Origin of the sequence: Candidatus Symbiopectobacterium sp. (assembly GCF_020054415.1) — a bacterium.
Classification (GTDB): Bacteria; Pseudomonadota; Gammaproteobacteria; order Enterobacterales; family Enterobacteriaceae; genus Symbiopectobacterium.
On record NZ_JAHWCO010000166.1, the window covers coordinates 1 to 11,216 of the forward strand.

Sequence of the window (11,216 nt, forward strand, 5' to 3'; positions counted from 1 at the left end):
CGCTGCTTTAGGGCCTTGTTATAAGAGGGCCAGTTGGTGATTTTAAAATTTTGTTTTGCCATGGAGACCTGATTTTGAAACAACTGTGGTGATCTGCTCCGATGATTACCCAAAAGTTCTATTTATTCAACAAAGCCCTTTGGGCTTGAACCAGGACGGCAGGTCGAAGCCAATGCGACCACGGATAAACGCGATATGTTCCGCCTGTTCAGGCCACCACACCTCGGATGTAGCGGATTTTATGAGGAACACGTAGCGCCCGCCCAGCTCACGCATCGCAATAACGTGCTCGATGATGTGACGCATGCCGGTGATGTATTGGCTTTCGTGCTGTTTGGCGCGGGAATACGGCGGATTGCCAAACGCTGCACCGTTCAGTTCAGACAGACGTGCGGACCAGTTCTGTGCCAGCGCGTTATCTTCGGCGGTGTAGTAGGCTTCACACTTCGAGTTTTCTCCGTCGCTGAACAGGTACAGCACCAGCGGGCCAAACATGGCATTGATACCCCAGAACAGTGGATCTGGAGTGCGCCACTGATCGCCAACATCCTTAAGTTCATGGGCTGCTTCCGCCTTGTAGGCATTCAGCGCCTGAACGTACCCGGTTTGGGAAAAGTCAGTCATTGAGTACACCTCCCGCCGCTGTCATCAAGCGGATGCCGCTGTATTGGCTTCTCGGTCCGTTTGCGCTGATCTGGCATTTCTTACGGCGACGGGAAACTGCTGCACGCGCTCGCATCCCTTCGGTCTGGTCAAGTACCGTCAGCAATACACGGGCTGCTCTGCGTCACAGACGTTTGCTTTCAATCTTTTCGGCTAATGCTATGTCGTCGGTTATCATGCGGCTTTCCCTCCCTTCTGGCGCTGGGTTACATCTTTCCAGATGGAATTTCAGCGGCTCATTGCAAACTCTGGTTTCGCTGATTTCAGCCCAGCCTTGCTGGCTTCTGTGCGTACCTGAATTTCAATCTGGCTGGGGTGTTTTGCGGGTAATGCGCTGCCAATGAAACTGCGGTAAGCGGCATCTCGTTCGGATACATCAACCGAAACCTCTGGCAGATCTCCCGGCCTAACCCATTTCCCATCGATGCAGGCAGGACGGCCGCCGGCATCCCACTTGCGGGCTTTGTCGTAATACTCGGGGAAGTTTTCTGGGCCAAAAATCGTTTTGGGACGCAGGTAATCGCACATCCTAGGATCGTTAAGCCATTTCGCTGTTAGGTAATCCACCACCAGAATCAAGTCCTCAGCGACGTAATCAGGTTCAGCAAGTCGCCCACGGATGTACCCCATCGTGGTTTTGCCATCCCGATAGCCGGAGTTAGTTACCTGATTGAAGTAATCAAGAACTCGTTGTGCAGGGTCGTCAGGCGGTCCAGCCTGACAAGAGGTTTTTTTAATCTCTGCGTAATCTCCTGTGTAATTTCCTGTAAGAAAGTTTGCGGGATCACCCCATACTTGTTTGCGGCATCACCACAATCTAGTTTGCGGGATTGCACCGATCTAGAGCACGACGGCATTGATACTAATATGTAGTGCCCGCGCAGTGTCACGAATACCCGCATTATTCATTGCCAAGTCAATAAGTTGGTCTGTCATTCCCGGTTGGCAGGAACGATAGGCATAGTCGAGCTGGAAGGTGCGTTTGCACGACTGACAACGGCAACGCTGATGGCCACTTTTGCCATAACCGTGTTTTTTTCACAGGGGATGTCTGTTCACAAAACGGGCATCTTACATAAACTTTAGCCACAGTATTCCACATCCAAAACCGGATATGGTACACTGCAATTGACATGTTGGATACACGACCGACCCGACGCCGGGACTGAACCGACCTTCCACGAACAGCGCTCTCTTTCAGAAAGGCTTTACCGTGATCAGGGGATCGACACGCAAAAACTGTTGGGTCATCGACAGATAAGTACAACGATGATAGAGGCAAAGACTGGGTGATCATCGGCACAAAAACAGCCTAAATTTTGTACAGTTTTGGGGAAAGAACTTTTCGGCAAAAACGAAAGGGCCAACACTGGCCCGTATTGTTAATCCACACTTAACAGTGAATTACATGTTATCGATGATGTCCTGAGAAAACTCGCTACATTTCCGAAGCTTAGCGCCATCAAGTTGACGTTCGAAATCGTAGGTCACGGTCTTGTTCTTGATCGCCCCTTCCATTCCCTTAACAATCAGGTCAGCGGCTTCGAACCAGTGCATGTGGCGCAGCATCATTTCCGCGGAAAGAATCACTGAACCGGGATTCACTTTATCCTGACCGGCATATTTTGGCGCTGTGCCGTGCGTCGCTTCGAAAAGCGCGCATTCATCACCAATGTTGGCACCGGGCGCTATACCGATACCGCCGACCTGAGCAGCAAGCGCATCGGAAATGTAGTCACCGTTCAGGTTCATACAAGCGATAACGCCGTACTCCGCTGGACGCAGCAGAATCTGTTGCAGGAACGCATCGGCAATCACATCTTTGATGATAATGTCTTTTCCGCTGTTCGGGTTCTTGATTTTAACCCACGATCCACCGTCGATCAGCTCACCGCCGAATTCGTCGCGTGCCAGTTGGTAGCCCCAGTCCTTAAACGCGCCTTCTGTGAATTTCATGATGTTGCCCTTGTGGACCAACGTCACAGATTCACGATCGTTGACGATGGCGTACTCAATAGCGGCACGCACCAGACGCTTTGTACCCTCTTCAGAGCATGGCTTGATACCAATACCGCACTGTTGCGGGAAGCGGATCTTGCTCACACCCATCTCGTCACGCAGGAATTTGATTACCTTGTCTGCTTCAGCGGTACCGGCTTTCCACTCTATACCCGCATAAATGTCTTCGGAGTTTTCACGGAAGATCACCATGTCAGTCAGCTCAGGCTGTTTAACCGGGCTTGGTGTACCTTCATAATAACGAACCGGGCGCAGGCAGATGTAGAGATCCAGTTGTTGACGCAAAGCAACGTTCAGAGAACGGATACCGCCGCCGACAGGCGTAGTCAATGGGCCTTTGATAGCGACACGGTAATCACGAATCAAATCCAGCGTCTCTTCCGGCAACCAGACGTCGCTGCCATACACTTGGGTGGATTTTTCACCGGTGTAGATTTCCATCCATGAGATAGCGCGTTTGCCGTCATAAGCTTTTTTCACTGCGGCATTAACAACATTGATCATCGCAGGAGTCACATCCACGCCGATACCGTCGCCTTCGATAAAGGGGATGATCGGATTATTAGGAACGTTCAGCTTACCTTGGGCATCAACAGTGATTTTTTGTCCGTCTGTTGGTACAACTACTTTGCTTTCCATTAACCTCTCCTTCGAGCGCAATTTTGTTAATGATTTGTAAGATGCGCGTCAATACTACTTGAATATTTTGCCCGCGCCAATCGCAAACCATTTCGAGTATAATGCCTTTGTAACTCTCGGCCATAAAGATGATAGATGATGAATAAATTTTCGGTTAAAAATCACAACGTTAATCGATTCAGCTCGCAAACTTCGCGTAAACGCGCGGTTTCCACTGCGCCCCGCATCGTTCTGTTCAACAAACCTTTTGACGTGCTTCCGCAGTTTACCGATGAAGCAGGCCGCACCACCCTGAAAGACTATATCCCTTTTCCAGATATTTATGCCGCAGGGCGGTTGGATCGTGATAGCGAGGGTCTAATGATTCTCACTAATGACGGAAAACTGCAAGCCCGACTCACTCAACCGGGAAAAAAAATCGCGAAAATCTATTATGTTCAGGCAGAAGGCACCCCGACAGAGGCAGATTTGCAGCAATTTCGTAGTGGTTTACAGTTGAAAGATGGCAAGACATTGCCTGCAGGTGCAGAAATTGTTGCTCCCCCAGAGTGGCTATGGGCACGCGTGCCACCAATTCGCGAAAGAAAAACCGTTTCAGACAGTTGGCTAAAAATCACGCTGTATGAGGGGCGAAACCGTCAGGTTCGTCGCATGACAGCGCACATAGGCTATCCAACCCTACGCTTAATACGCTACGGTATGGCCAATCAGACACTGGATCATTTATCGCCTGGCACCTGGAGAGAGATTCTCGATGTTTAAACCGCATATTACCGTGGCCTGTGTGGTACAGGCTGAAAACCATTTTTTAATCGTTGAAGAAGAGATTCGCGGTAAAGCAACCTGGAACCAGCCCGCAGGGCACCTTGAGGCTAACGAAACATTGATACAGGCTGCTCGACGTGAACTGTGGGAAGAAACCGGCATCAATGCAGCACCGCAGGCTTTTTTACGTCTTCACCAATGGATTGCCCCCGACCAAACCCCGTTTCTGCGTTTTTGCTTCTCCATTGATCTCCCTGCAAGACTTCCAACCACCCCACATGACAGTGATATCAGTTGCTGTCACTGGCTCAGCGCCGAGGAAATTCTGCATTCCACACAGCTGCGATCGCCGCTGGTGGCAGAAAGTATTCGCTGCTATCAGACGACAGAACGCTATCCCCTCAGCTTGCTGGGAGCTTTTGAAATGCCCAATGCGCAGGATTAGCCATGCAGCCCGGGCAAAATCATGATAAAATGTGTCGCTTGTTTTTCATGCTGACGCGTTGAAGTCCTTTGAGCTGCGTGTCAACACTTCAGTTCGTGAGACGCCCATGTCAGATAACAGCCAGAAAAAAATCATTGTCGGGATGTCCGGCGGTGTCGATTCTTCCGTTTCCGCCTACCTGTTACAGCAACAGGGCTATCAGGTTGAAGGCCTGTTCATGAAGAACTGGGAGGAAGACGATGATACGGAGTATTGCTCTGCCGCTACCGATCTGGCCTATGCACAAGCCGTATGCGACAAATTGGGCATTGTGCTGCACACCATCAATTTTGCTGCGGAATATTGGGATAATGTTTTTGAACATTTTCTGGCGGAATACCGAGCAGGCCGCACACCCAACCCTGATATCCTGTGTAACAAAGAGATAAAATTCAAAGCATTTTTGGAGTTTGCCGCTGAAGATCTCGGGGCCGACTATATCGCTACTGGCCACTATGTTCGTCGCCATGACAGCGGCTGTGCCACGCGTTTGTTGCGCGGAAAAGACCGCAACAAAGATCAAAGTTATTTCCTTTACACACTTAGCCACCAGAAAATCTCGCAAAGCCTGTTCCCGGTGGGAGAACTGGAAAAACCTGAGGTGCGTCGTATCGCAGAACGCCTTGGTCTGGCAACCGCGCAAAAGAAAGATTCCACCGGTATCTGTTTTATCGGTGAACGCAAATTCCGAGATTTTCTGGCGCGCTACTTGCCTGCACAGCCGGGACCTATCCTGTCTGTCGATAACGGCAAAACCATGGGGCAGCATCAGGGCTTGATGTACTACACTCTGGGACAGCGCAAAGGACTAGGCATAGGTGGTGTCAAAGAGGGCAGCGAAGATCCCTGGTATGTGGTTGATAAAGACGTCACGAATGATATTCTGTATGTTGCGCAAGGACACAATCATCCACGCCTGATGTCACAGGGACTTATCGCGCAACAACTGCATTGGGTCGATCGCCAACCGCGCCTTGAACCTTTCCGCTGTGTCGTGAAAACGCGATATCGTCAGGAAGATATTCCCTGTACGGTAACCCCGCTGGATAGCGAACGCATCAGCGTTCGTTTTGATGCACCGGTTGCTGCCGTCACACCGGGTCAATCTGCGGTGTTTTATCAGGGAGAGGTTTGTCTTGGCGGTGGCATCATCGAAGAACGAGTACAGGAGTAGCCTGTGGCTAAAAATTATCAGGACATCACGCTGGCTCTGGCGGGCGTTTGCCAATCTTCCCATCAGGTTCAACAGCTGGCGCACCATGGTCACTGCGATAATGACGTACTGCAAACCTCACTCAACAGCCTGTTGGATATGAATCCCTGCTCTACCATGTCAGTATTCGGTGGCGATGAGCGTAACGTAAAGGTCGGATTGGAAACCTTGCTGGGAATTTTAAATAGCAGCGCCAAGGGCGTAGGCGCAGAATTATCACGCTATGCCTTTAGTTTGATTGCCCTTGAGCGCAAGTTAAGCGGTAATAGCGCAGCGCTCGACGAATTGGGTAACCGTATTAGCCAACTATCACGCCAACTCGAGCATTTTGAGCTGATGTCAGATACGATTATCAGTGCTCTGGCTGGCATTGATGTCGATGTCATCAGCGCACTGGGCCCATGAATTCAGGTAACCGGTTCCCCGGAAGTGCTCAAAAATGCACAAGTGCAGGCCAAAGTGCGCGCCACGCTGCTGGCGGGTATCCGTGCGGCTGTGCTGTGGCAACAGGTCGGCGGTGGACGTTTACAGCTGATGTTTTCTCGTGCTCGTTTGGTAAAAGAAGCCAAACAGATACTGGCCCGTTGCTAATCCATGGGCGGCCGCTTGCGACATAAATAAACGGCGCTGAGGCCCCCCATGTATCATCACAACGCCTAAACGTTGCTGATGCTATCGTTTTTTTATTTATGTGTTGTTAAACCTATACTTTGATAAATACACCCTAGGAGTTGCTTGCGATGGAATTATCCTCACTGACCGCCGTGTCCCCGATTGATGGTCGCTACGGTGATAAAGTCAGCACGTTACGCGCTATTTTCAGTGAATTTGGTTTACTGAAATTTCGTGTGCAGGTTGAAGTCCGCTGGCTGCAAAAATTGGCAGTCTGTGCAGAAATCAAGGAAGTTCCTGCATTTGACGCCGACGCAAACGCTTTCCTTGATAATATTGTCGCAGAATTCAATGAAACTGACGCCGCGCGTATCAAAACTATCGAACGCACGACCAATCATGATGTTAAAGCAGTCGAGTATTTTCTGAAGGAAAAAGTCGCTGCGGTCCCTAGCCTACATGCGGTCAATGAATTTATCCATTTCGCCTGCACGTCAGAAGATATTAACAACCTATCTCACGCCTTGATGCTGGATTGCGCACGCCGTGATGTCATTCTGCCGTTCTGGCGTCAACTTATTGATGCCCTTAAAACGTTGGCACAGCAGTATCGCGACATTCCCCTGCTCTGCCGCACTCACGGCCAGTACGCAACGCCATCGACCATCGGCAAAGAGTTTGCTAACGTGGTTTACCGCATGGAACGACAATATCGCCAACTGCAACAGGTCGAAATTCTTGGCAAAATCAATGGCGCAGTGGGTAACTACAACGCCCATTTTGCCGCTTATCCTACGCTGGATTGGCATGCATTCAGCGAAAGCTTCGTCACCTCGCTGGGTATTCAGTGGAATCCCTACACCACACAAATTGAACCGCACGACTACATCGCGGAACTGTTTGACTGCGTAGCCCGCTTCAATACCATTCTAATCGATTTCGATCGGGATATCTGGGGTTATATCGCACTGAATCACTTCAAGCAGAAAACCATCGCGGGTGAAATTGGTTCTTCCACAATGCCGCACAAGGTGAACCCGATCGACTTCGAAAACTCCGAAGGCAATCTGGGACTGGCCAATGCCGTACTGAGCCATTTGGCAACCAAGTTGCCGGTGTCGCGCTGGCAGCGCGATTTGACCGATTCCACCGTACTTCGTAATTTAGGTGTGGGTATCGGTTATGCGTTAATCGCTTATCAAGCGACACTGAAGGGCATCAGCAAACTGGAAGTGAACCGTGACCGTCTGCTGGATGAACTGGACAACAACTGGGAAGTGCTGGCAGAACCTATCCAAACGGTCATGCGCCGTTATGGTATTGAGAAACCTTACGAGAAACTGAAAGAACTGACACGTGGAAAACGCGTTGACGGTGCAGGCATCCAGGCATTTATTGACGGCCTAGAACTCCCTGAAGAAGAAAAAACACGCCTAAAATCTATGACGCCGTCAACCTACATTGGTCACGCGGTGACGCTGGTAGACACGTTAAAATAACGTGTAAGTACGGGGGTAACCGCCCCTCGTACCTACTTCGCGATTGATTATTGATTCGCGTTAGGCTTTTTCTCCATTCTCTCGACGTTTGTTTACATTTAGTTTACTGCGATTGTGGATAATTCACATCGCCACCGCCAATGCTCAATTCTGCTTTTTTTGTTAGAATTAGGAGGCATAGCCCTGATCGTCTAGTTCAATGAAGGATAAAGTCATGCGCGTACTGGTTGTTGAAGATAATGTGTTGCTGCGCCATCACCTCACCGTTCAGATGAAAGAGATGGGCCATCAGGTTGATGCGGCTGCCGATGCTAAAGAAGCAGATTATTTCCTGCATGAACATGCCCCTGATATCGCTATTCTGGACTTGGGATTGCCCGTTGAAGATGGTATGACGCTGATTCGCCGTTGGCGCAATCAGCAAGTGAAGCTGCCCATTCTGGTGCTGACAGCACGAGAAAGTTGGCAGGATAAAGTCGCCGTACTTGAAGCCGGTGCTGATGACTATGTAACGAAACCCTTTCATCTCGAGGAAGTCGTTGCCCGTATGCAGGCGCTGATGCGACGTAACAGCGGCCTGGCTTCCCAGTTAATCAGTTTACCGCCGTTCGAAATTGATCTGTCGCGTCGTGAATTAATGGTGGCGGATACGCCGATTAAGCTCACGGCATTTGAATACACTATTATTGAAACGCTGATTCGTAACAACGGTAAGGTGGTCAGCAAGGAGTCACTCATGCTGCAACTTTACCCTGATGCAGAATTGCGTGAAAGCCACACTATTGATGTGTTGATGGGACGTCTGCGCAAAAAATTGCAACTGGTGTATGATGCCGACGTCATCACTACCGTACGAGGCCAAGGCTATCGTTTTGATTTGGTCGCCTCTTCATAGCTATGCGTGTAAAAAAACAGCCGTTCTCCTTACGTGTCCGTTTTCTGCTTGCTGCTGTCGCTATAGTGCTGGCCCTGTCGCTGTCTTATGGGGCCGTCGCTATTATTGGCTATAGCGTAAGTTTCGATAAAGCATCATTCCGTTTGCTTCGCGGTGAAAGCAACCTGTTTTACCGTCTGGCGCAGTGGAAGGACCATCAGCTTAGCGTCACCATGCCGTCCGACATGGATATAAGCTATCCCACGCTGGTGCTGATTTACGCTCAGGACGGCAAAATTCTCTGGCGCGAACGTGAAGTACCGGAACTTGAAGCGCTGATCAAACCCGAGTGGCTGGCAAAAACTGATTACCACGAACTTGATACCAACACCCAGACCAGCAGCGCGGAACTCAAAGGCGATGCTCAGTTCCTCAGTAAGCTGACCCGCTTTAGCAGCGAGGTTGAAGAAACACCGTTTACCCACTCCATCGCCGTCAATACCTACCCGGCCACAGAAAGTCTGCCTGCGCTGACCATTGTCGTGATTGATAAGATCCCCCAGGAACTGCAACAGGCAGATATGGTCTGGGAGTGGTTTAGCTATGTTTTTATCGCCAATTTACTGCTGGTACTGCCTTTGCTCTGGCTCGCCGCACACTGGAGCTTGCACCCGATCAAGACGCTGGCGGAACAGGTTGCCGATTTGGAAAATGGCACCCGTGAACAGCTTAATGAGAATCCACCACGCGAACTTTATAGCCTGGTACGCAACCTCAATATTCTGCTCAATAACGAACGTAAGCGTTATCAAAAATACCGCACTGCGCTAACTGATCTAACGCATAGCCTAAAAACGCCTCTTGCCGTGCTACAAACCACATTACGTGCGCTGCGCACGGATAAAGAAGTACATATCGAGCAGGTAGAACCGGTGATGCTGGCGCAAATCAGCCGTATCTCACAACAGATAGGCTACTACCTGCATCGCGCGAGTATGCGTTATGAACACAACCTGCTGCTGCGTGAAGTGCACTCCGTTCCTGCATTGCTTGATGGCTTGTGTTCCGCGCTAAACAAAGTGTATCAGCGAAAAGGCGTCGTTATCACATTGGATATTTCCCCTGAATTGACCTTTGTCGGCGAGAAAAACGACTTTATGGAAGTGCTGGGTAACGTGCTCGACAACGCCTGCAAATACAGCCTTGAGTTTGTTGAAGTGAGCGCACAGTATTCGGATCATCGCCTGCATTTACTGATCGACGATGATGGTCCCGGCATACTACGCAGCCAACGTGAAATGATTTTCCAACGTGGTCAACGGGCGGATACGCTTCGCCCCGGTCAGGGTATTGGACTCTCTGTCGCGCTGGATATTATCGAGCAATACGAAGGGGAAATTATCATCACCGACAGTGTCCTTGGTGGTGCCCGCGTTGAAACCATTTTCGGCCGCCAGCATCCACATCCTGATTAACCTCGACCTTGTTGTCATCGCACAACCGCTCAGTGCTGCAACTCCGACGCTGAAATGGTTATACTCTTATAGACCCCCTTTGTTGGAACACATGGTATGGATTATCAACTGAATCTCGATTGGCCATCTTTCATGGCGAATTACTGGCAAAAACGCCCTGTGGTGATCAAACAGGGTTTTACCGATTTCATCGATCCCGTATCGCCCGATGAACTTGCCGGGCTGTCAATGGAAAACGAAGTTGACAGCCGTTTAGTCAGCCACGATGCAGGCAAATGGCAAGTCAGCCACGGTCCTTTCGACAGCTTTGATCATTTAGGTGAACACAACTGGTCCTTTCTGGTACAGGCCGTTGACCATTGGCATGATGCCTCAGCGGCACTGATGCGCCCGTTTCGTCATATTCCCGACTGGCGTACCGATGATTTGATGATCTCATTCTCTGTACCGGGCGGCGGCGTAGGGCCGCATATCGACCAATATGACGTCTTCATCATTCAGGGAACCGGTCAGCGCCGCTGGCGCGTCGGGGAAAAGATCCCCATGAAGGAGCCTGTACACGAGATTGTGTAATTTCCTGATTTTGATATGTTCAATCCAACATCAAAAGCAGGTTACTTTATGGACGAAAAACAGTTACAGGCTCTGGCTAACGAGCTGGCAAAAAATATCAAAACCCCTGACGATCTCAACCAGTTTGATCGCCTTCTGAAAAAGATCAGCGTTGAAGCTGCCCTTAATGCTGAAATGACCCACCACCTCGGGCATGAGAAGCACCAGTCCAAATCTGGAACTAACACGCGCAATGGCTACTCCACAAAGACTGTTAACACCGGCGATGGTCCGCTGGAACTGCGTACACCACGTGATCGTGATGGTTCCTTTGAACCGCAACTGGTGAAGAAGAACCAGACCCGTATCACCGGGATGGATAACCAGATTTTATCGTTGTATGCCAAAGGGATGACCACCC

The 11,216-nt window shown here is 50.1% G+C and carries 9 protein-coding genes and 5 pseudogenes; 10 read left to right on the forward strand and 4 right to left on the reverse strand.

The annotated features are described in order from the left end of the window. Window positions 1-138 precede the first annotated feature (138 nt). The 3 genes and pseudogenes from QZ506_RS04995 to QZ506_RS05005 form a co-directional block, all read right to left on the reverse strand. Window positions 139-624, reverse strand: a pseudogene (locus QZ506_RS04995) (phage N-6-adenine-methyltransferase); the annotation flags it as partial. Window positions 625-891: 267 nt separating this feature from the next. Further along, window positions 892-1,401 (reverse strand): conserved phage C-terminal domain-containing protein, encoded by a 510-nt coding sequence (locus QZ506_RS05000; RefSeq protein WP_291969510.1) that lies wholly within the window; start codon window positions 1,399-1,401, stop codon window positions 892-894. Between the two features lie 108 nt (window positions 1,402-1,509). Next, window positions 1,510-1,753, reverse strand: a pseudogene (locus QZ506_RS05005) (IS1-like element transposase); the annotation flags it as partial. Between the two features lie 59 nt (window positions 1,754-1,812). Here QZ506_RS05005 and QZ506_RS05010 point away from each other — a divergent pair. Further along, a pseudogene (locus QZ506_RS05010) lies at window positions 1,813-1,979 on the forward strand (integrase); the annotation flags it as partial. 88 nt (window positions 1,980-2,067) lie between these two features. Here the strand turns inward: QZ506_RS05010 and icd are convergent. Further along, the gene (gene icd / locus QZ506_RS05015; RefSeq protein WP_291969496.1) at window positions 2,068-3,321 is read right to left on the reverse strand and encodes an NADP-dependent isocitrate dehydrogenase; all 1,254 of its coding nucleotides are present in this window, start codon (window positions 3,319-3,321) and stop codon (window positions 2,068-2,070) included. A gap of 138 nt (window positions 3,322-3,459) precedes the next feature. Between icd and rluE the strand changes: the two genes are divergently transcribed. The 9 genes and pseudogenes from rluE to QZ506_RS05060 all read left to right on the forward strand — a co-directional run. Next, on the forward strand, window positions 3,460-4,083 hold the full coding sequence (gene rluE, locus QZ506_RS05020; RefSeq protein ID WP_291969498.1) for a 23S rRNA pseudouridine(2457) synthase RluE: 624 nt from the start codon (window positions 3,460-3,462) through the stop codon (window positions 4,081-4,083). Further along, the gene (locus QZ506_RS05025; protein WP_291969500.1) at window positions 4,076-4,531 is read left to right on the forward strand and encodes an NUDIX hydrolase; all 456 of its coding nucleotides are present in this window, start codon (window positions 4,076-4,078) and stop codon (window positions 4,529-4,531) included. Before rluE ends, QZ506_RS05025 begins: the two co-directional genes overlap by 8 nt. 106 nt (window positions 4,532-4,637) lie before the next feature. After that, window positions 4,638-5,744: a tRNA 2-thiouridine(34) synthase MnmA gene (mnmA, locus tag QZ506_RS05030; RefSeq protein ID WP_291969502.1), complete on the forward strand. Its 1,107-nt coding sequence runs from the start codon at window positions 4,638-4,640 to the stop codon at window positions 5,742-5,744. Window positions 5,745-5,747: 3 nt separating this feature from the next. Beyond that, window positions 5,748-6,374 (forward strand): annotated as a pseudogene (gene hflD, locus QZ506_RS05035) (high frequency lysogenization protein HflD). A gap of 149 nt (window positions 6,375-6,523) precedes the next feature. After that, window positions 6,524-7,894 (forward strand): adenylosuccinate lyase, encoded by a 1,371-nt coding sequence (purB, locus tag QZ506_RS05040; RefSeq protein WP_291969504.1) that lies wholly within the window; start codon window positions 6,524-6,526, stop codon window positions 7,892-7,894. A 214-nt stretch (window positions 7,895-8,108) separates the two neighbouring features. After that, window positions 8,109-8,789: a two-component system response regulator PhoP gene (gene phoP, locus QZ506_RS05045; protein ID WP_291969506.1), complete on the forward strand. Its 681-nt coding sequence runs from the start codon at window positions 8,109-8,111 to the stop codon at window positions 8,787-8,789. A gap of 2 nt (window positions 8,790-8,791) precedes the next feature. Then, complete coding sequence (gene phoQ / locus QZ506_RS05050; RefSeq protein ID WP_291969508.1) at window positions 8,792-10,243, forward strand: two-component system sensor histidine kinase PhoQ; 1,452 nt, start codon at window positions 8,792-8,794, stop codon at window positions 10,241-10,243. 96 nt (window positions 10,244-10,339) lie between these two features. Beyond that, window positions 10,340-10,795: pseudogene (locus QZ506_RS05055) on the forward strand (cupin domain-containing protein); the annotation flags it as partial. 69 nt (window positions 10,796-10,864) lie between these two features. Continuing rightward, window positions 10,865-11,216: transposase (locus QZ506_RS05060; RefSeq protein ID WP_291969512.1), on the forward strand; the 352-nt coding region annotated here is incomplete at its 3' end.

What these genes read in the sequence shown, in the direction of transcription:
- rluE (WP_291969498.1), top strand. Translation starts at nt 3,460, where the DNA reads ATGAATAAATTTTCGGTTAAAAATCACAACGTTAATCGATTCAGCTCG.
- phoP (WP_291969506.1), top strand. Translation starts at nt 8,109, where the DNA reads ATGCGCGTACTGGTTGTTGAAGATAATGTGTTGCTGCGCCATCACCTC.
- mnmA (WP_291969502.1), top strand. Translation starts at nt 4,638, where the DNA reads ATGTCAGATAACAGCCAGAAAAAAATCATTGTCGGGATGTCCGGCGGT.
- icd (WP_291969496.1), bottom strand. Translation starts at nt 3,321, where the DNA reads ATGGAAAGCAAAGTAGTTGTACCAACAGACGGACAAAAAATCACTGTT.
- QZ506_RS05025 (WP_291969500.1), top strand. Translation starts at nt 4,076, where the DNA reads ATGTTTAAACCGCATATTACCGTGGCCTGTGTGGTACAGGCTGAAAAC.
- phoQ (WP_291969508.1), top strand. Translation starts at nt 8,792, where the DNA reads ATGCGTGTAAAAAAACAGCCGTTCTCCTTACGTGTCCGTTTTCTGCTT.
- purB (WP_291969504.1), top strand. Translation starts at nt 6,524, where the DNA reads ATGGAATTATCCTCACTGACCGCCGTGTCCCCGATTGATGGTCGCTAC.